Consider the following 19,262-nt stretch of genomic DNA (forward strand, 5'->3'; position numbering starts at 1 on the left):
CCTTTATTAAGTCTCAGGGAAAAGTAAGCTATTCTAGTAGTTAAAGGATTGGTGATAAATAATGACGAACATTAATCATAATTACCAGGAGCTGCAAGGCAGCTATTTATTCTCTGAAATTGCAAAGCGTCGCACACAGTTTATTAAAGAAAACCCGAATGCTGAAATTATTAGCTTAGGGATTGGTGACGTTACGCGGGGTTTGCCGGAAGCGGTTGTTAAAGCGATGCACGAAGCAGTGGACGAGCTGGCTGTGCCAGGCTCCTTTCGCGGATATGGCCCAGAGCAAGGATATGACTTCTTGATTAATGCCATTATCGAGAATGATTACAAAGCACGCGGCGTAGATATTCAAACGAACGAAGTATTTTTGAGCGATGGCTCGAAATGTGACGTCGGCAACATTCAGGAGATTTTTAGCCAAAACAGCATCGTAGCTGTTCAAGATCCCGTTTATCCGGTTTATGTGGACACGAATGTTATGGCTGGACGCTCTGGCAAATATAATACAGATTCGAAGCGTTATGAAAATATCGTTTATCTGGAATGCACGGCGGAAAACAACTTCACGCCAAGCTTGCCAGACCGCAAGGTGGATCTCATTTACCTGTGTTACCCGAACAATCCGACGGGCATGACGCTTTCCCGTGAGGAATTGCAAAAATGGGTCGACTATGCAAAAAGCAACAACTGCATCATCCTATATGATTCGGCTTATGAAGCTTTCATTCAAGAATCGGATGTACCGCATAGCATTTATGAAATCGAAGGCGCGAAGGAAGTCGCGATCGAATTCCGCAGCTTCTCGAAAACAGCGGGCTTCACAGGCGTTCGCTGTGCTTACACCGTCGTTCCTCGTGAGCTGAAAGGCTTCGATGACAACGGCAAGGAAGTATTGATCAATGATCTGTGGAATCGTCGTCACACAACGAAGTTCAACGGAGTGTCTTACGTAACGCAGCGCGGTGCAGCAGCGATCTATTCACCTGAAGGCAAAGAGCAAATTAAAGCGCTTGTTGACTACTACATGACGAATGCGAAAATTATTCGTGACGGCCTTGCTTCGCTCGGTCTTGAAGTATTTGGCGGCGTTAATGCGCCCTACATTTGGCTGAAAACGCCAAACGGCCTCGATTCATGGGCATTTTTCGATAAGCTGCTTTCGGAGGCCAACATTGTGGGTACGCCGGGCGTCGGCTTCGGACAAAGTGGTCAAGGCTACTTCCGCCTGACGGCATTCGGCAGCCGTGAGAATACGGAAAAAGCAGTTGAGCGTATTCGCAAAATGTCGCTGTAAGCTGGCTATAGTACCTCGCAAGAGAGAAAAAGCTCCGCAACCTCAGGTTGCGGAGCTTTTTTGCTTGAATTTTTTCTTCATATAATAGATGGAAACGAGCAGTGCCGGAAGTATAAAGCCATGGGTGAAATCCCAGTCGATCCAGTAGGGAACAATCGTTTTGACATAATACAAAGATTGGGTGCCACCATCATGGCCAGACCGAACATGAGGAAGGAGGTTGGAACGATGAGCGGTTTGAAGGTAGAGAGCCGCAGCAGCTGCGCCGTTCCGATCGAGAAGGCATAAAAATAAAGTACGGTTTTGAAGAAGGTCGAAATGACCCAGGCAGTAGCTATTAAAGCTTCAATACGCTGGAGAAAAGCCCCGATATTGATTTTTTGCGTCAGCACATAAGTCGAATAAATATTATGCTCGGTAAAATAAGCGCCGAGAACCGTCAAGGAAATAAACACGAGCAGGAAAAGCAGCAGTGAAGCGCATAAGGCCGAGATAAGCACATCCTTGTTCCGATGAGCTGGTTTGGAGGCATAGGGGAAAATCATGAGAAAGGAGCATAATTCCCCGAACGGATAAACGCTGAACATCATCGTAGCATGGGCGAATGACAGCCCTTCCGAGCCAAAATAGGGCTTCAACCGCTCTAAATCCATTTGCGGAATCAGACAGACAATTAAAGCTATACAAATAAAAATAAACAGTGGCAACAAGATTTCGGCGCTTCGGGCAATCGACTCAATGCCATTCCATACGCCCCACATGAGGATCAGCACGAACAAGAGATGGATGTAGCGAATAGGTGTACTCTGGAACAGCTGAGTTGTCAAAAAGTCTCCAACCTCACGGATGAAGGTTGAGCCAGCCAGCAGGAAAAAGAGCAAATAAGCGCAGCTGAGCAGCGCCCCCAGCCATTTTCCGAGAATACGGTCATTGATTTGAACTAGATTGAGCTTTGGGTAAAAGCTGCTCAAATGGAGAATCAGCCAAAGAATAAGCAACCCGATAGGTATGCCGAACAGGGCGGCGATCCACCCATCCTGCTGCGCGTAGCCCGCAATAATAGCAGGTATGATCAAGATCATATCGCCAACAGCGGCTAAATAACAAGCACGGCCAGCTGTCTTGCGCTAATTCTTCCTTTTTCCAGCATGGCATAGTGGCTCCCTTCATGGTTTAAGGTCGGAACATTCGATCGAAAAATTGATTGACGGGCTCATAAATCGTAATTAACGCATTAAGCGGGCTTGGCACAGGCTTCACATTTGCTGCGTAAATGCTGAAGGCGGTTCCGGCACTGAGCAGCAGAAAATAAGCAAAAGCCTCGCGTTTCAGCTTTTTTTTGATTAAAGCGGGCATTTGAATCATCCCGAAGGAAATAGCGATACATAATACAATGAGCGTTGGCAGTGACATTGGTTTACTCCTTTATATCCTGTAAAATAGAATCGTCGAGCATGCCGACCCCTCGCAGTTGAACATGAACTTCGTATTCTACCTTCAGTCTTGGGAACTCCTCATCCCAATGATCGCGTAATTGCGCCCACTGCTTGGGATTATTTCGGCTAATATTCAGACCAAATCCAAAAATGTCGGATTTAAAACGCTTTTGAACAGTTTTTACAGATTCTTTCATAAACATTTCGATTTTTTCGCTGCCCTCCTTCTCAATGATTCTGAGGTCATCCTGACTGGAGATTGGCACGGTACAAGCATCTCCCATGATGCTGGACATATTGTTGACTTTAATGTGGATAACCGGATTTCCGTCTACAATTTTGGAGGTAACATCGGTCTGGCTGCGCAGTACCTTGATGCTTAGCTTGCCTTTATGGTCCGGGCAAGGTAAGTTTCCCGTCGTACTTTTTATATTGTTTGTAATATAGTTATAGCCTTTGCTTTCCTGCTCGTTCATCCATCCAAGCAGCCTGTCCTTCTTGAGCACCGCCATGCCAGTATACGTCAAATTCGCTACGGGCTTAATTGTCGTCAAATTATCCTTATTTCCACCGTTCTGCTTATCACCTACAATTTGGACGCCAGTCAGTACAGGCTCAACACCGTCGCTAATCATTTTCTCCAATAAATCGTCAGTGACGGTAGTAATAGTAGGTGCCCATGTTTTTGCGGAATTTTGCAGGGAAAGGAACAAATTATTGGCTGGAATGGTTTCCAGCGGGGTTAAAACATTCAAAATATCCGAAGCTCTCGAATGGCGCGCGATCATCACATAATAGTCCGGGCGGATTTCCGGATGCCGCAAAAAAGTTTCCAACTCATCGGCAATGCCCATTCTGGCGACCGCTTCGCTGAAAATAAGTACGCGAATATGGGACATATAGCTATTCCGTGGGCTAGTCAGGGTCATTTTATTAATCGCTTCGAGGATGGTGGGCGCGCTCGCTTGGTACAGCGTAACGGGCGTTGTCGTGCTTTTTCCTGAATTGGATGCTACTTCCGATGGGACGACGATCTGGCAGGATACTTCCAGCATATTGTTCTTTCCCTTATCGATCGCCATAGCAAGCACGATGCCAAGTTCGTTCATTTCCTGACGGTCCCAGCAGCCAGTTATCAACAGCAAAATTAAAGCGGCAGCCAGCAAGGAAATACCTGTTCTTTTCATGCGGCGTCCCCTTCCTTATAAGCGTTTCGTACGTTTCTTTTGCCTTTTTTTCTGTCCATTGCCATTGGAGTATGGTCGATTCATCATATGCGTCCATGGCATACGAAACAGTGAATCTTTTATATCTGAGGCTACGAATGGGCCGAATGGACTCATGTAGGCTGCGCCAAAAGAACGCAAATTCGTCAAATGCAGCAAAATGGCCAGCAGTCCAAGCAAAATACCGAAAAATCCGAACGTTGCCGCTAAAATTATATAGAAGGAGGGCGCAAGCATGGCTATAAAAAACGATAAATAGCGAATGAGCCGCAACAGGGTGCTGATATCTGCGCGCTGATAATAGTCCTCGGGCGATTGGAAGAAATGGACGAACAGTGAAGGGATAAGCATGACGAACGGCGTGCCGTCTACAATAATCGCGACGCGGCCTTCCAGCAGCCCCGCAGCGACCGTATCAGGGCGCTCGCTGTTGTAGATCGTAGGAAAAGGCGTCAGTGTAACGTCCTGAATCAGCTCCTCGATATAGCCGCTTTCCAAAATGCTGTCGATATCAATATCATCCAGTCTGCGCCGGACCTCTTCGAGTACGCCTTTATCGACGAGATGATTCACGTACATGAGGGCAACGGATGTTTTCGTTATTTTTCCGATTTGCCTTGTTTCCATCCAGAGCTGAGAATCTTTAATCCTTCTGCGGATTAAAGTCGTATTCGTGCGCAAATTTTCAGTGAACGCCTCCATTGGCCCGCGAACGACCGATTGCGACTGTGGCTCGGTTATGCTGCGGTCTTCCCAGCCAGCTGCACTAATACTAATGGCTTGCGAGCTGTTATCCAATAGCAAAATAATAGCCCCAGACAGCAGGCGATGAAACAGAAGCTCCATCTCATCGATATAATCGGTGTTTCCAGCGATTAAAACGTCCTCTTTTACATGGATCAGACGATCATTTGGATCATCAAACTTAGGCGTATGCTCATTCGCATAGCCCATAAGAGAGCCTAGAACCGACTGATGAAGCATTTGAACATCAATCATGCCTTCAATATAAACGAGAGCACCAGGCCACAGATGCAGGCAGGAGAAGCACTTGATGACGAGATCGGAGCTGCCGCCGATTTCAGTCTGAATATGCTTAATACACGCTTCGAGCGAAGCGGGCAGGCTGATTTTTTCATGCGGCTGAGATACGTGCGACTGCATCTGTTTCACTCCTGCTGGCAAAATATCCGTAATTGCTTGTTAGTATGCCAACTGCCTGTAAAAAATATGTTAGTTATCCAATCAAAGGCTGGCGGTACGTATTTACTGCTGCTGCCCCTTGACATCTTATGTCGAACGTGGGATAATTCCTTTGGTATAAAGTTGTACCTTTAACTCAGTCCTGAGAGGCTGGCAAGGTAGCGTGAATAGTTGATTAATTAAGCTGGGGACTAGCAACTCCTCATCTTCCGCAACTCATGAGGTTGGCGGAGATGGATGGAATCCACAGCGGTTAATCATGGGCTCCTTGCGAATACGCAAGGAGTCTTTTTTATAAAGCGCCTTGATGAGAGTTGGCAGTTCAACCTGCGCTAGGATGGGAGGTTACGTAACGGTGGAAGAAGAGCACTTGGTCATTATGGATGATGCAGCCATTCGCCGCGCACTCACCCGCATCGCCCACGAGATCGTGGAGAAGAACAAAGGCATCGACAACTGTACGCTGGTCGGCATTCGGACAAGAGGCGTTTATTTAGCCCGAAGAATAGCGGAGCGCGTTCAGGAAATTGAAGGCAAGCCTGTTTTGGTGAAGGAGCTGGATATTACCCGCTATCGCGATGATGGCAAGGCGCTAGGCAGCCGCACCGAGATGGAAGCAGGCATAATCGGCGAGATGGATGTCGAATTGTCGGTCGTACAGGACCGCAATATTATTTTGTTCGACGATGTGCTGTATACCGGCCGGACGATTCGCGCCGCGATGGATGCGGTGATGGATTGCGGCAGGCCGCAAAGCATTCAGCTTGCTGTGCTGGTTGACCGTGGTCATCGGGAATTGCCAATAAGGCCGGATTTTGTAGGTAAAAATGTGCCATCCTCCAAACAAGAGCAAATCTCCGTTACGCTAACCGAGATTGATTCCTTAGACCAGGTGAAAATTATTCATCAGAGGGGGCAAGCCTAAATGACACTTTTACAGCTCAAACAGCGCAGTTTGCTTGGTTTGAAGGAGCTTGACGCAGAGGAAATTATCGCCATATTGGATCGTGCCGCTCATTGGGAGCAGCAGGAGACGAAAGTGCAGAACGTGCTGCAGGGCAAGTTTGCAGCTAATATGTTTTTCGAGAACAGCACGCGCACACGCTTTTCCTTCGAGGTAGCGGAGAAGCGGCTTGGGGCGGAAGTGCTGAACTTCTCGGCAGCCGTATCGAGTGTGCAGAAGGGCGAATCGGTATATGATACCGTTCGCACCTTGGAGTCGATGGGCATAGACGTCGGCATCATCAGGCTCAAGCCGATTGGCTTGCTTGCCGAACTGGCTACGAAAATTAAAGTGCCGCTGATTAACGCGGGCGATGGCAACAACGAGCATCCGACGCAGGCGCTGCTTGATCTATATACGATGCGCAAGCAATTTGGCGCAATTAAAGGTTTGACCGTCTCGATTATCGGAGACATCCTGCACAGCCGCGTAGCGCGTTCGAACTTATATGCGCTGCAAAAGCTGGGCGCTACGGTGAAGTTTTGCGCTCCTGCGAACTTGCAGGCGTCCGACCTTGACGCCCGTTATGTGACGATGGAGGAAGCGCTGAAATCCGATGTCGTGATGATGCTGCGGGTACAGCTGGAGCGTCACGAAAGCGGCATGCTGAGCTCGGCTGAAAGCTACCGCGAGCAGTTCGGACTCACGGTGGAGCGAGCAGCGACAATGCCGGATCACGCGATTATTATGCACCCGGCGCCGATCAACCGCAATGTTGAAATTGACGATGAGCTTGTCGAGCATGCCAAGTCCCGGATTTTTAAGCAGATGGAGCACGGGGTTCCGGTCAGAATGGCCGTCATAGAACGGGCTTTAAACTAACTTTTAGATGAAATCGGGAGGGTGAACCAATATGTCATTATGGATTATTAACGGCAGCGTTTGGGATAAAGCTGCAAGCGGCCTAGTGAAGCAGCATATTCGAATTGAGGATGGCAAAATCGCCGAGCTTGCAAGCGGCGAAACAGCGCCAGATACAGGATCAGCAGAAGTGATTGACGCAGAGGGCAAGCTTGTATCAGCCGGCTTCATCGATATGCATGTGCATTTGCGCGATCCTGGCTTCGAATATAAAGAAGATATCGCAACAGGGACGCGTTCAGCAGCGAAAGGCGGATTTACAACAATCGCCTGCATGCCGAACACTCGCCCGGTGACAGATACACCTGAAACGATTAAATACATTTTGGACAAAAATGCGAAGGAAGGCGTCGTTCGCGTCCTGCCTTACGCCGCTATTTCTAAAAATCAGCTCGGACGTGAGCTGACGGACTTTGCAGCGCTTAAAGCGGCTGGTACGATTGGCTTTACCGACGATGGTGTCGGCGTACAAAGCGCCCAAATGATGAAGGATGCGATGGCGCTGGCAAAGTCGCTTGACATGCCGGTCATTGCGCACTGCGAGGACAATACGCTCGTTGAGGGATTATTCGTCTCGGAAGGCAAGTTCTCAAGCGAGAACGGACTGAAGGGCATTCCGAATGAATCGGAAGCGATTCATGTTGGCCGCGACATTTTGCTGGCTGAAGCGACAGGCGTTCATTATCACGTCTGCCACGTCAGCACCGAGCAATCGGTAAGGCTGATCCGCCTTGGTAAGCAAATCGGCGTCAATGTAACCGCTGAGGTTTGCCCGCATCATCTGGTGCTGTCGGACGAGGACATTCCAGGCTTTGATGCCAATTGGAAAATGAACCCGCCGCTGCGCACGCCGCGCGATGTGGCTGCGGTCATCGAAGCGCTGGAGGACGGCACGATCGACATGATCGTAACGGATCATGCGCCGCATAGCGCGGAAGAGAAAGCTCGCGGCATGCAGCTTGCGCCGTTCGGAATTGTCGGCTTTGAGACAGCTTTCCCGCTGCTTTACACGCAGTTTGTTAAAACCGGCAAATGGACGCTGGGCTTCCTGCTGGATCGTATGACGGCTGATCCGGCACGGGTGTTCAAGCTGGAGACAGGCCGCCTGGCAGCAGGTGCGCCAGCTGATCTGACGATTGTGGATCTCGGCAGCGAGCGCACAGTCGATCCGGCAACATTTGCCTCGCGCAGCAACAACACGCCTTTCGGCGGCTGGAAGCTGCAAGGCTGGCCGGTAGCGACGATTGTGAATGGCGCGGTTGTGTGGTCGGAGCAAGCATAAGCACGTTAACTTGGATATGCTAATTGACATATAGGAATACGAAGACCTGAGGAGTGAGACGGATGCAAGCGAGATTATTATTGGAAGATGGAACGTTGTTTACAGGACTATCCTTCGGCGCGGAAGTGCAAACGATGGGTGAGGTTGTTTTTAATACAGGAATTACGGGTTATCAGGAAGTATTGTCTGATCCGTCCTATTGTGGACAAATCGTAACGATGACTTACCCGCTGATCGGCAACTACGGCATTTCGCGCGATGACTTTGAGTCGATTCGCCCGTATATCCACGGTTTTGTCGTACGCCGCAATGAACCGGTGCCGAGCAACTGGCGCGCCCAATATTCGCTTGAGCAGCTGCTTAAGGAGTATGGCATTCCGGGCATCAGCGAAATCGACACGCGCATGCTGACGCGGATTTTGCGTCACCATGGCACGATGAGAGGCCTGCTTACTACAGGCAACGAGCGCATTGAGGAGCTGCAAGAGCGCCTTGGCTTGTCTACGCTAATGACGGATCAAGTAGCACGCACATCTACGAAGCATGTATTCTCCAGCCCAGGCAATGGCGAGCGCATTGTGCTTGTAGACTTTGGTGCAAAAAGCGGCATTTTGCGCGAGCTGACTAAGCGCGGCTGCGACGTCGTTGTTGTGCCTCATGACACGACGGCTGAAGAAATTCGCCGCCTGGCACCGGATGGCATTCAGCTGTCCAACGGCCCTGGGGACCCGAAAGACGTTCCACATGCGGTTAAAATGATTTCCGAGCTGCTCGGCGAATACCCGATCTTCGGCATTTGCCTTGGGCACCAGCTGTTCGCACTTGCTTGCGGCGCTGATACAACGAAGCTTAAATTCGGCCACCGCGGCGGAAACCATCCGGTGAAGGAACTAGCGACGAACCGCTGCTACATTACTTCCCAGAACCATGGCTACACCGTAATGGAAGATTCGATTGCGAACTCCGGTCTGACCGTTACGCATATCAACAACAATGACCGTACGATTGAAGGGCTGAAGCATAATACGCATCCAGCATTTTCGGTGCAATACCACCCGGAAGCTGCTCCAGGACCGTATGATTCCAGCTATCTGTTTGACGAATTCCTGAGTATGATTCGCACACATAAATTAAATAACCCGCAAAAGCGTCGCCAAGTCGTACTCGCGGAAACGTTGAAGGTGAAAGGGGAGCTTCAGTATGCCCAAAAATAATAAACTCAAAAAAATTCTCGTCATCGGCTCCGGCCCTATTGTTATCGGCCAAGCCGCTGAATTCGACTATGCTGGCACGCAAGCTTGCCAGGCGCTTATGGAAGAAGGCTACGAGGTTGTATTGATTAACAGCAACCCGGCTACCATTATGACAGACACAAATATGGCTGATAAAGTATATATCGAGCCTATTACGCTTGAATTTGTATCGCAAATCATTCGTCAGGAGCGTCCGGATGGCTTGCTGCCGACGCTTGGCGGCCAAACAGGCCTTAACATGGCGGTAGAGCTGGCACGCGCTGGCGTATTGGAAGCGGAAAATGTACAGCTTCTCGGCACACAGCTGACAGCTATCGAGAAAGCCGAGGACCGCGATTTGTTCCGCGATCTGATGCGCGAGCTGGAGCAGCCGGTACCTGAGAGCGATATCGTAACGACAGTTGAAGCGGCAGTTGCTTTTGCCAATGAAATTGGCTATCCGATTATCGTTCGTCCTGCCTACACGCTTGGCGGTACAGGCGGCGGTATTTGCGCAAATGAAGAAGAATTGCTGGAGACGGTTGCTTCCGGTATCCGTTACAGTCCAATCGGCCAATGCTTGATTGAAAAATCGATTGCCGGCTTGAAGGAAGTTGAATACGAAGTTATGCGTGATGCGAATGACAACTGTATCGTTGTCTGCAACATGGAAAACTTTGACCCGGTTGGCGTACATACTGGTGACAGTATCGTAGTAGCGCCTAGCCAAACGCTGTCGGACCGCGAGTATCAAATGCTTCGTTCCGCTTCGCTTAAAATCATTCGCGCTTTGAACATCGAAGGCGGCTGTAACGTACAGTTCGCGCTTGATCCACAAAGCTTCCAATATTATGTAATTGAAGTTAACCCGCGCGTCAGCCGCTCTTCGGCGCTGGCTTCCAAAGCGACAGGCTACCCGATTGCTAAAATGGCTGCTAAAATCGCAATTGGCTACACGCTTGATGAAATCGTGAACCCAGTAACCGGCCAAACGTATGCTTGCTTTGAGCCTACGCTCGATTACATCGTATCGAAAATTCCGCGCTGGCCGTTTGACAAGTTCGTGAATGCGAACCGCAAGCTTGGCACGCAAATGAAAGCGACAGGCGAAGTTATGGCGATTGGCCGTACATTCGAGGAGTCGATTCATAAAGCGGTTCGTTCCCTTGAAATTGGCGCGCATCGCATTCATTTGAAGGAAGCGACTGACCTCAGCGATGATGTGCTGCGCACACGCCTTCAAAAGCCGGATGATGAGCGCATGTTCCTGGTAGCTGAAGCGTTCCGCCGTGGTTATGCTTTGCAGGAAATTCAAGATCTGACGAACATCGACTGGTGGTTCCTGGACAAAATCGAAGGCATCGTAGCATTCGAGGACAAAATCCGCCAAGAAGCGACGCTTTCGCGTGAAACGCTGTACCAAGCGAAGCGCAAAGGCTTCTCCGACCGTTCGATCGCTGAGCTTCGCAAAGAAGGCAATCCGAATGGCAGCCACACGAATGAGCATGATATTCGTACTTACCGTAAAGAGCTTGATATCGTTCCTGTATACAAAATGGTTGATACTTGCGCCGCTGAGTTTGAAGCGAGCACGCCTTACTACTATTCGACATACGAGGTAGAGAACGAAGTAGCGCCTTCGACGAAAGAGAAAGTGCTTGTACTCGGCTCTGGCCCGATTCGGATCGGACAAGGCATTGAGTTTGACTATTCGACGGTTCATGCCGTATGGGCGATTCAGAAAGCTGGCTATGAAGCGGTTATTATCAACAACAATCCAGAAACGGTATCGACCGATTTCAGCACATCAGACCGCCTGTACTTTGAGCCTTTATTCCTTGAAGATGTGATGAACGTTATTGAGCAAGAGAAGCCAATCGGCGTAATCGTGCAGTTTGGTGGTCAAACGGCGATTAACCTCGCAGCTCCGCTATCCAAAGCTGGCGTGAAAATTCTCGGCTCAAGCCTAGAAAGCATCGATATGGCGGAGGATCGCAAAAAGTTCGAAGCTTTGCTTCGCGGCTTGAACGTTGCTCAGCCGGAAGGCAGCACGGTAACTTCTGTTGGTGAAGCAGTAGCAACTGCACAAAAGCTCGGTTACCCTGTACTCGTTCGTCCATCGTACGTTTTGGGCGGCCGCGCTATGGAAATCGTATATTCGGATGAAGATTTGCTGAGCTACATGGAAGTAGCGGTAAAAATCAATCCGGAGCATCCTGTTCTCATCGACCGTTATATGCTTGGCATGGAAGCGGAAGTTGATGCTATCTGTGACGGCGACACGGTATTGATTCCGGGCATCATGGAGCATATTGAGCGTGCAGGCGTTCACTCCGGCGACTCGATCGCTGTGTACCCGCCGCAATCGTTGTCTGACAGCGTGAAGGAGCAAATTGTCGACATTACGATTAAAGTATCCAAGGCGCTGAACGTAATCGGCTTGGTTAACATCCAGTTCGTTATTCATAACGAGATCGTGTATGTCATTGAAGTGAATCCGCGTTCGTCGCGTACCGTTCCATTCCTGAGCAAAGTAACGAACTTGCAAATGGCGAACCTCGCGACACAAGCGATTCTTGGCACTAAGTTGGCGGATCTTGGCCATAAAGATGGACTGTGGCCTGAAGACGAGTACGTATCGGTTAAAGTTCCGGTATTCTCGTTCGCGAAGCTGCGCCGTGTTGACCCTACCTTGACACCGGAGATGAAATCGACGGGTGAGGTTATGGGACGCGATGTGCAATATGCGAAAGCCTTGTACAAAGGTTTGCTAGGCGCAGGCATGAAAATCCCGACAACAGGCTCGATTATTGCGACCGTTGCGGATAAAGATAAAGAAGAAGCGCTCGAATTGCTTCGTGGCTTCTACAGCATTGGCTACAAAATCATTGCAACTGGCGGCACGGCAGCTATGCTTGAGGAAGCTGGCATGACGGTAACGACAGTGAATAAGCTTAGCGAAGGATCGCCGAACATTCTTGATCTGATTCGTGAAGGCAAAGCACAATTCGTCTTCAATACGCTGACAAAAGGCAAAACGCCTGAGCGCGACGGTTTCCGTATTCGCCGTGAAGCGGTTGAGAACGGCGTCGTATGTATGACGTCGCTTGATACGGTTCGCGCCTTGCTGCGGATGATGGAGACAATCAACTTCTCCTCGCGTTCGATGCCTACCCTGCTGCACAAATAAGTTTTAGCAAGCACGGCCAGCGCCGGTTGCCTGCGGCCCGCAAATGGCTTTGCTTTTGCGGGCTGCGTGGTCCGGCGGATGGCCTTTTTAATGCGCATATTTCACAAAAATACGGCAAAGGGGACGGTTAACGATGGGTTTGACTCGGGAACGGGAACAGGCAGCCGGAAAAATTATGGTTGCGCTCGATTATGCGGATGCGGCTTCTGCCGAGCGCTTATTGAATGAGCTTGAAGGTATTCCCTGTTATATGAAAGTGGGTATGCAGCTGTTTTATGCTGCGGGCCCCGCATTTATAACGGGACTTAAGGAGCGGGGTTACCGCGTTTTCCTTGATGTGAAGATGCATGATATTCCGAACACGGTCAAAGGCGGCTCGGGCAGCGTGACCCGGCTTGGCGTCGACATGTTCAATGTCCATGCCGCTGGCGGAAGCGCGATGCTGGAGGCGGCGGTCGAAGGCATGGAAGCTGCGCTTGCGGCTGGGCAAGAGAGGCCAAGCATTATTGCAGTGACCCAGCTGACCAGCACCAATCAAGCGATGCTCAATGAGCAAATCGGCATCGCGGGAACGGTTGAACAGGCTGTTCTGCGCTATGTAGAGCTTGCCCGTGCTGCGGGTTTGAATGGCGTAGTTGCGTCCCCTGCTGAAGTACAGGCCATCAAGCAGGCATGTGGTGTTTCCTTCCAGACGGTGACGCCGGGCATTCGCCCGAAAGGTGCGGATGTGGGTGACCAATCACGCATTATGACACCAGCAGAAGCGTTAAAGCAAGGGACGGACTATATGGTTATCGGTCGGCCGATTACGGCTGCCGCAAATTCAAGAGCAGTATTAGAAGCGATTATTGAGGAGCTGATTTAAGATGAGCCAAGTTAAACTTTCGGAATTGCCTAAAACGATTGCTGCCAGCCTGCTCGAAATCGGAGCAGTAGCCCTTAGCCCAAATAAGCCTTTTACGTGGACTTCCGGTCTTAAGTCGCCCATTTATTGCGACAATCGTCTAACGATGTCTTACCCGGCTATTCGCGAGCTCGTTGCTGATGGCTTCGCAGCTGTCATTCGCGAGCGTTATCCGGATGTGGAAGTGATCGCGGGCACCTCGACAGCCGGTATTCCCCATGCGGCTTGGGTGGCGCATAAGCTTGGACTGCCGATGGCTTATATTCGCGATAAAGCGAAGGGCCATGGCAAGCAGAACCAAATTGAAGGCCGCATTGAGCCTGGGCAAAAGGTTGTCGTCATTGAGGATTTGATTTCAACTGGAGGCAGCTCGCTGAAAGCGGGGCTTGCCGTTCGCGAGGCAGGGGCCGAGGTACTGGCGGTGCTAGCGATTTTCACCTACCAATTTGAGCAGGCAACTTCGGCATTCGCCGAGGCGAATATGCCGCTCGAAACGTTGTCGAATTATTCCGAGCTTATTGAAGCAGCTGTAGAGCTTGGCAAGGTGCAAAGCGACGATATGCTGAAACTGCAAGCATGGCGCGAAAATCCGCAAGGGTTCGGCCAATAGAATGAGCAGCGCTCCAGTCTTTCCCATCCGGAAGGGCTGGAGTTTTTTAATATAAGTAGCCGTTTCCGGTTGTTCTACTCATTTAAGCTTTTGTAAAAATTTTATAATCGTCGGATTTTGTTGTAACTTTTTGCTGTAATCGTTCGTCTAACACGTTAAGATGAGAATTATGAAGGTTTTTTAATTGAGCAGCCTGATTGTCATCCTAGGGCGCTCTGCTTAAGAGGAGGTATAGAATTCAGCTATGATATTTAGCAAGAAAAAAAAGGATGAGCAACCGGCGTCAGAGCCCGATCTAGTGAAGGAAGAAAAGCAGGATCTGAAACTAGAGAAAGAAGTACATAATGAAAAACTGCTTTCCGTTGTGAATGTTGAACGGGTATTTCAGGCTGGCGGCGCGCCGCTGCGCGTGCTCAAAGGCATTAATATGGAGCTTAGGCAAAATCAGCTCGTTATGCTTCGCGGCCGCTCCGGCTCCGGCAAGACGACGCTGCTGAACTGTCTGGGCGGACTGGATACGCCAACTGAAGGCGAAATCTGGTTTAACGGCAGGCCCTTTCATAAGCTGAGCGACGACAAGCGTACTCTTGTCAGGCGCAAGGAAATGGGCTTTATTTTTCAGGCGTTCGCATTGATGCCGCTGCTGTCTGCGAAGGAGAATGTCGAGCTGTCGCTAAGGATGGCTGGCGTTCCGCGTGGAACGTGGAAGGAACGGGTGGACCACTGCCTGGAGCTGGTCGGCCTTGAGAAAAGGATGAACCATCGTCCCTTCGAGCTGTCCGGCGGCGAGCAGCAGCGCGTAGCTATCGCGAAGGCGATTGCTCACAAGCCGATATTGCTGCTGGCGGATGAGCCGACCGCAGAGCTGGATTCAAACATGGCAGCTCAAATTATGAGTGTTTTTAAAACAATTATTCGCACGGAACAAGTTACGATTTGTATGACGACACATGATCCTACTATTATGGAGGTTGCCGACCATGTCTATGAAATGGTTGACGGGAAATTTATTTAAACGTCCCGCAATAATAAGTCTTGCTGCAATCATGTTAATAACTAGCGGCTGCTCCTTGCTGCCTGCTGAAGAAGAAGAGGAAGTTTTGCCTTCCATTGCTCCGCCCCAAATTTCCAAGAAGCCAGAATATGAAGTAACGACAGATACGCTGGAGACGAAGGTTAACGTAATCGGCAAGCTGATTTCATCCCGCGAGGAGCCTCTCTTTTTCACCCTTGACGGTAAAAACCTGAAAGAGCTGAACATTAAGGTTGGCGATAAAGTGTCCGCGGGCCAGGTTATTGGCCAGCTTGATGTAGATGAGCTAACCAAGAAACTGCGCATGGATAAGCTGGCATTCCGCAAGGAAGAGACGGCGATGAAGGAAGCGCTGAGAACGCGCGATGAGATGGACCCGGTAGAATTTGAAGAAAGATCGATTTTGTTTGAAGAGAAGAAACAGGCACTGGTCGATCAGGAGGCTGACATTGCGAAGGCTACGCTGACAGCGCCGATTAGCGGCACGGTTGTTTCACTCAATGTCGAGAAGGGTGCAGCGATTAAAGCGTACAGCACAATTGCGGTCATTGCCGATACAACGACGCTTATTCCGGCAGCGAAGCTGACGAAGGATGAGCGGGCGAAAATCGTCGTCGGCATGCCGATTGTAGCTGAAATCAGCAATGCTGGCCAGTTCAAAGGTACGGTGAAAATGATGCCGATGACCAATGACGATTCCTCTAGCGGTGGCAACAATGGTGGAGGTGGCAATGGCGGCTCAGGTAGCGGAAATAATACGGATAAAGAGCGCCCGGAAGATTTTATGCAGGTGGAAATTAAGAATTTGCCTAAAAACTTGACTCGCGGTACTCCGCTTTCGATCAGTATTATTACGAAGCGCAAGGAAAACGTCATCGTAATCCCGCCATCTACACTGCGTTCCATTGGATCGCGTACCTACGTGCAAGTCATTGACGCAGACGGAAAACGTGAAGTGGACGTGGAGGTTGGACAGCAGACAGCTACACAAATTGAAATTTTGAAAGGCTTGAAGCCGGGACAGAAAGTTGTAGGTCGATAGCCGATGGGAATACCTCTACTGCGATTTTTGTTCCGCAAAATGTGGAACACCCGTTGGCTGACGTTTAGCGCTTTGGCGGGTCTAACGATTGCGGTTGCTTTTGCAACCAGCATCCCGATGTATGCGGATGGGGCGCTCAAGCGCGTAGTTGCTGCCTCGCTCAAGGAGAAGAGCACCGGCTTGCCAGCAGGCTCGCTGCTGATGCGGTATCAGTCGCCTGGCGGGCAGTCAACCGATCTTTCAGCTTTGACCGAGGTTGACCGATATATTAAAGAGGATGTACCGAATGAAATCGGGTTTGCCTATCAGAACTTTGTTCGCAGCTTATCGCTTCGCGGCGCTGATGTAGTACCAGAAGACCCGACCAAGGTGGATGCGAGCCGTACCCGTCAGATGACATTAATGTCTATGTCGGAGCTGGAAGGCAAAACCGAGATTATGCAAGGACGCTGGTTTACCGACAAGGTCGATAAAGACGGCGTTATGGAAGCGGTCATGCTTGAAGAGGCGATGTACCGCAATGATATTCATATTGGGGATTTATTTGAATACCCGATCTATAGCGGGCTGAATTTGACGCTGCGCGTCAAAATCGTCGGAGCTGTCAAGCCGCTGAATGACACCGATCCTTATTGGTATCAAGGGCTTGAAGGACTAATGAATACGCTCCAGATTAACGAGAACGTATTTATGAAGTCACTGCTGGAGCAGCAAAAAATTCCGCTTAACAATGCAAGCTGGTATTATGCTTTCGATTTGTCTCAGGTGCAGACGAGTCAGCTGTCGCCGCTCGGAAGAACGCTGGACCGCTTGAATATCGAGCTGTATCAGCGTTTGACAGACACGAAGGTGGAAATTTCATTTGCCGATACGCTCATCGAGTTCAAGCGGCAGAGCTTGCAGCTTCAGACGCTGCTGTTCACGCTGGCAGCTCCGATGCTTGCGATGGTGTTTTATTTTATCGCGATGAATGCCCGGCAGTCTCTTGATAAGCAGCGCAGCGACATTGCGGTGCTTCGCAGCCGCGGCGCAGGAACGAGGCAAATCATTTGGATTTATTTGCTGGAGGGCTTGCTGCTTGGGGCGATCGCTTTAGTATGCGGTCCGTTCCTCGGCTGGTTTATGGCGAAAAGCATCGGCTCGGCCAATGGTTTCCTGTCCTTCGTCAATCGGACGTCGATCCCGGTCGGCTTCTCGACTGAGGCGATGATTGCAGGCGTAGCTGCCGTCGTGCTGGCGCTGCTATCGACGATTATTCCGGCGATTATTTATGCCAGATCGTCGATTGTCAGCTACAAGAGAGATTTAGCGCGTTCGGACCGCAGTCCGTTTTGGCAGCGCTGGTTTATCGATGTTTTGCTGCTTGGCGCAGCCGGATATGGCTGGTATATGTTCAATCAGCGCCAAATGCTGACCTTCCAGACTGGACTTACGACGGATCAGCTTAATGTGCAGCCGTTTCTGTTTTTCGTACCGGCTTTATCCATTTTTGCAATGGGGTTGTTTTTCCTGCGGTTGTTCCCGTGGCTGCTGAAGGTGTTTAACTGGCTGGGCCGGAGATTTTTACCCGTTCCGCTTTATTTAACGCTTACCCAGTTGTCGCGTTCTTCCAAAGGCTATTACCCGTTGATGATTTTGCTTGTATTGACACTCGGGCTCGGTGTATATAACGCATCTGCTGCCCGTACGATTGATTTGAACTCGACGGAGCGTACGCTGTATAAATTCGGCACGGATGTCGTCATTCAAACGGTATGGGATGGCACGCCAGAGGTGAAATATACGGGGGGCAGCAATGGAAACGGCGGCGGCAATGGCGGCAGCGGTGGAAATGGCTCCGGCGGCAACGGAGGCGGTTCGTCAGGGGGCGGCTCTGGTGGTGGAGCTGGCGGAGGGTCCGGCGGCGGTGGAGGCGGTGCGCAACAGCCTGTGCCTACGCGCATTTTGTACAGTGAACCGCCTTTTGAGCTGTTCCGCAAAATGGAAGGTGTTGAAGCTGCAGCACGCGTGCTGCAAACGAAAGGGAACATTGTCGTTTCGGGGCGCTCCATTGGTCAGGGCACGGTGATGGGTATCGACAATGTCGATTTCTCCAAGGTAGCTTGGTTCCGCAATGACCTGTTTCCAACACATCCGTTTACGTATTTGAACTATTTGGGCATGTATGAGCATGCGGCGCTTATTCCAACTGGAGTAGCGGAGAAGTATCAGCTTAAGCCGGGAGATACGATGTCGGTTGGCTTTACCGAAGGCAAGCTGGATTTTGTAGTCGTTGGCATCCTGCCTTATTGGCCGACGCAATATCCGGATCAATCGCCGTTCGTCATTACAAATCTCGATTACATTTATGATCAGCTTCCGATTATGCCTTATGAGGTTTGGCTCAAAATGAAGGATGGCGCTAAAGTTGCGCCGATTTTGGAAGAACTGCAAAAGCAGAGCATTGAAGTCGCTACCGTCAAGGACGTACGCAATGAACTGATTATCCAGTCCAAGCTTCCGACCAGAGGCGGCGTATTCGGGATTCTCAGTCTCGGGTTTCTCGTATCCGTCATCGTCACTTTGACAGGGTACGTGCTGTATTGGTTCTTTAATCTTTCAGGACGGGTCGTGCAATTTGGTGTTTTGCGGGCGATGGGGCTGTCGCGCAAGCAGCTCACGGGCATGCTCATGCTGGAGCAGCTGTTTACAGCGGGACTTTCCATCGGTCTAGGCGTTATGATTGGCAAGCTGACGAGTCTATTGTTCCTGCCGTTCCTGCAAACGGCCGAAAATGCGACAGAAACGGTGCCGCCGTTCCGCGTCGTCTTCGAAGCGAAGGATACGAATCAGCTGTTTATCGTCGTCGCTTTCATGATGATTACTGGAGCGCTGCTGCTCTTCCTGCATATTCGCAGGCTGCGGGTGCATCAGGCGGTTAAAATGGGAGAGGAGCGCTAACAG

15 protein-coding genes are annotated in these 19,262 nt (G+C 50.2%); 11 read left to right on the plus strand and 4 right to left on the minus strand.

The genetic code is table 11. The features are described 5' to 3' along the window. Positions 1-61 precede the first annotated feature (61 nt). Entirely contained in the window at positions 62-1,297 is a 1,236-nt protein-coding gene (locus tag WH37_RS09950) for an LL-diaminopimelate aminotransferase (RefSeq protein WP_046230433.1), read from the plus strand. A 77-nt stretch (positions 1,298-1,374) separates the two neighbouring features. Here WH37_RS09950 and WH37_RS09955 read toward each other — a convergent pair whose 3' ends face one another. The 4 genes from WH37_RS09955 to WH37_RS09970 all read right to left on the minus strand — a co-directional run bounded on the left by WH37_RS09955 (position 1,375) and on the right by WH37_RS09970 (position 5,123). Further along, the gene (locus WH37_RS09955; protein WP_052736912.1) at positions 1,375-2,373 is read right to left on the minus strand and encodes a GerAB/ArcD/ProY family transporter; all 999 of its coding nucleotides are present in this window, start codon (positions 2,371-2,373) and stop codon (positions 1,375-1,377) included. Between the two features lie 97 nt (positions 2,374-2,470). Further along, entirely contained in the window at positions 2,471-2,710 is a 240-nt protein-coding gene (locus tag WH37_RS09960; protein ID WP_046230434.1) for a hypothetical protein, read from the minus strand. A 4-nt stretch (positions 2,711-2,714) separates the two neighbouring features. Further along, positions 2,715-3,920, minus strand: a complete 1,206-nt coding sequence (locus WH37_RS09965) for a Ger(x)C family spore germination protein (RefSeq protein WP_046230435.1) — start codon at positions 3,918-3,920, stop codon at positions 2,715-2,717. 15 nt (positions 3,921-3,935) lie between these two features. Beyond that, on the minus strand, positions 3,936-5,123 hold the full coding sequence (locus WH37_RS09970) for a spore germination protein (RefSeq protein ID WP_046230436.1): 1,188 nt from the start codon (positions 5,121-5,123) through the stop codon (positions 3,936-3,938). Between the two features lie 418 nt (positions 5,124-5,541). Between WH37_RS09970 and pyrR the strand changes: the two genes are divergently transcribed. The 10 genes from pyrR to WH37_RS10020 all read left to right on the plus strand — a co-directional run bounded on the left by pyrR (position 5,542) and on the right by WH37_RS10020 (position 19,259). After that, complete coding sequence (gene pyrR / locus WH37_RS09975; RefSeq protein WP_231594201.1) at positions 5,542-6,087, plus strand: bifunctional pyr operon transcriptional regulator/uracil phosphoribosyltransferase PyrR; 546 nt, start codon at positions 5,542-5,544, stop codon at positions 6,085-6,087. Beyond that, entirely contained in the window at positions 6,088-6,987 is a 900-nt protein-coding gene (locus tag WH37_RS09980; RefSeq protein WP_046230438.1) for an aspartate carbamoyltransferase catalytic subunit, read from the plus strand. Between the two features lie 31 nt (positions 6,988-7,018). After that, positions 7,019-8,308, plus strand: coding sequence for a dihydroorotase (locus WH37_RS09985; protein WP_046230439.1), 1,290 nt, complete (start codon positions 7,019-7,021; stop codon positions 8,306-8,308). A gap of 62 nt (positions 8,309-8,370) precedes the next feature. Continuing rightward, positions 8,371-9,522, plus strand: coding sequence for a carbamoyl phosphate synthase small subunit (locus tag WH37_RS09990; protein ID WP_046230440.1), 1,152 nt, complete (start codon positions 8,371-8,373; stop codon positions 9,520-9,522). Beyond that, positions 9,509-12,730 (plus strand): carbamoyl-phosphate synthase large subunit, encoded by a 3,222-nt coding sequence (carB, locus tag WH37_RS09995; protein ID WP_046230441.1) that lies wholly within the window; start codon positions 9,509-9,511, stop codon positions 12,728-12,730. Before WH37_RS09990 ends, carB begins: the two co-directional genes overlap by 14 nt. Before the next feature lie 133 nt (positions 12,731-12,863). Then, on the plus strand, positions 12,864-13,595 hold the full coding sequence (gene pyrF, locus WH37_RS10000) for an orotidine-5'-phosphate decarboxylase (RefSeq protein ID WP_046230442.1): 732 nt from the start codon (positions 12,864-12,866) through the stop codon (positions 13,593-13,595). Between the two features lies 1 nt (position 13,596). Next, on the plus strand, positions 13,597-14,244 hold the full coding sequence (pyrE, locus tag WH37_RS10005; protein WP_046230443.1) for an orotate phosphoribosyltransferase: 648 nt from the start codon (positions 13,597-13,599) through the stop codon (positions 14,242-14,244). Positions 14,245-14,488: 244 nt separating this feature from the next. Then, positions 14,489-15,259 (plus strand): ABC transporter ATP-binding protein, encoded by a 771-nt coding sequence (locus tag WH37_RS10010; RefSeq protein ID WP_074904616.1) that lies wholly within the window; start codon positions 14,489-14,491, stop codon positions 15,257-15,259. After that, the gene (locus tag WH37_RS10015) at positions 15,225-16,319 is read left to right on the plus strand and encodes an efflux RND transporter periplasmic adaptor subunit (protein WP_046230444.1); all 1,095 of its coding nucleotides are present in this window, start codon (positions 15,225-15,227) and stop codon (positions 16,317-16,319) included. Before WH37_RS10010 ends, WH37_RS10015 begins: the two co-directional genes overlap by 35 nt. A 3-nt stretch (positions 16,320-16,322) precedes the next feature. Then, on the plus strand, positions 16,323-19,259 hold the full coding sequence (locus tag WH37_RS10020) for an ABC transporter permease (RefSeq protein WP_046230445.1): 2,937 nt from the start codon (positions 16,323-16,325) through the stop codon (positions 19,257-19,259). The last annotated feature ends 3 nt before the right edge of the window (positions 19,260-19,262 follow it).

Source organism: Paenibacillus algorifonticola, assembly GCF_000971975.1.
GTDB classification, from domain to species: domain Bacteria; phylum Bacillota; class Bacilli; order Paenibacillales; family Paenibacillaceae; genus Pristimantibacillus; species Pristimantibacillus algorifonticola.